We start from the raw sequence: 1,257 nt of genomic DNA on the forward strand, positions 1-1,257 counted from the left end.
GTGAGGTACGGCGTCATCGCGCGGTAGCTCTCGGAAAAGATCGGGTGCGATGCGTGGTGAAGGGTGTTGGCGAGATCGAACGGCGACACCGGCGCGCCGGCGCGGTGCCGGCTGCGCGACACGCGGCGGGGCCGCAGCGGGGCCGGCAAGTCGGGTGTGGCGGTCTTGCTGCGTGGTCTCAATGCGAGCGGATCATCGTGCCGAACGGCTGCTCGGTCAGGATTTCCAGCAGCACCGAGTGCTCGATCCGGCCGTCGACGATGTGCACCGACTTCACGCCGCTCTTCGCCGCGTCGAGTGCCGACGAGATCTTCGGCAGCATGCCGCCGGAGATCGTGCCGTCTTCGAACAGTGCATCGATCTCGCGCGCGGACAGGTCGGTCAGCAGGTTGCCGTCCTTGTCCATCACGCCCGGGATGTTGGTCATCATCAGCAGCTTCTCGGCATTCAGCACGGTGGCGAGCTTGCCCGCGACGAGGTCGGCGTTGATGTTGTACGACAGGCCGTCTTCACCGAAACCGATCGGCGAGATCACCGGGATGAATGCGTCGTCCTGCAGCGCTTTCACGACCGCCGGGTTGATCGCCTCGACTTCGCCGACCTGGCCGATGTCGATGTACTGGCCCGGGTTGTCGCGGTCCGGCATCAGCAGCTTGCGCGCGTGGATCAGGCCGCCGTCCTTGCCCGTCAGGCCCACCGCGTGGCCGCCGAAGTGGTTGATCAGCATCACGATGTCCTGCTGCACTTCGCCGCCCAGCACCCATTCGACGACTTCCATAGTCTCTTCGTCGGTGACGCGCATGCCCTGGATGAAGGTGCCGGCCTTGCCGATCTTCTTCAGTGCGTGATCGATCTGCGGACCGCCGCCGTGGACGATCACCGGATTGATGCCGACCAGTTTCAGCAGGATCACGTCGCGCGCGAAGCCTTGCTTGAGCCGCTCTTCCGTCATCGCGTTGCCGCCGTATTTGATGACCACGGTCTTGCCGTGGTAACGGCGGATGTACGGCAGCGCCTCGGCGAGGATTTCTGCTTTCAGCGTAGGGGCGATCTGCGAGAGGTCGATGGGCTCGGACATGGCGGCGGCTCTGGCTGGGAACGGTTGAAACACGGCGAATTGTACAGGAGTGGCGCAGCGCAGCATCGGGTTTTTGGACGGGCCGGAACACCGGCGGCACGACCCGGGCACCGCACGCGGCGGCCCGCCGGCTATGGCGCGGCGCGATGTGCGCCGCGATACGGGCAGCGCTGCGAGGG

The 1,257-nt window shown here is 65.8% G+C and carries 1 protein-coding gene and 1 pseudogene; both read right to left on the bottom strand.

Annotated elements, in window-relative coordinates; translation table 11 throughout:
- A pseudogene (locus G3N93_RS40150) lies at positions 1–182 on the bottom strand (HAD family hydrolase); the annotation flags it as partial.
- Positions 179–1,078, bottom strand: a complete 900-nt coding sequence (argB, locus tag G3N93_RS40155) for an acetylglutamate kinase (RefSeq protein ID WP_006490510.1) — start codon at positions 1,076–1,078, stop codon at positions 179–181. The pseudogene G3N93_RS40150 and the gene argB, both read right to left, overlap by 4 nt.
- Positions 1,079–1,257: the final 179 nt, after the last annotated feature.

Source organism: Burkholderia sp. Se-20378 (assembly GCF_017104665.1).
Taxonomy (GTDB): Bacteria; Pseudomonadota; Gammaproteobacteria; order Burkholderiales; family Burkholderiaceae; genus Burkholderia; species Burkholderia lata.

Coding starts and splice junctions, on each gene's coding strand:
- argB (WP_006490510.1), bottom strand. CDS start 1,078: ATGTCCGAGCCCATCGACCTCTCGCAGATCGCCCCTACGCTGAAAGCA.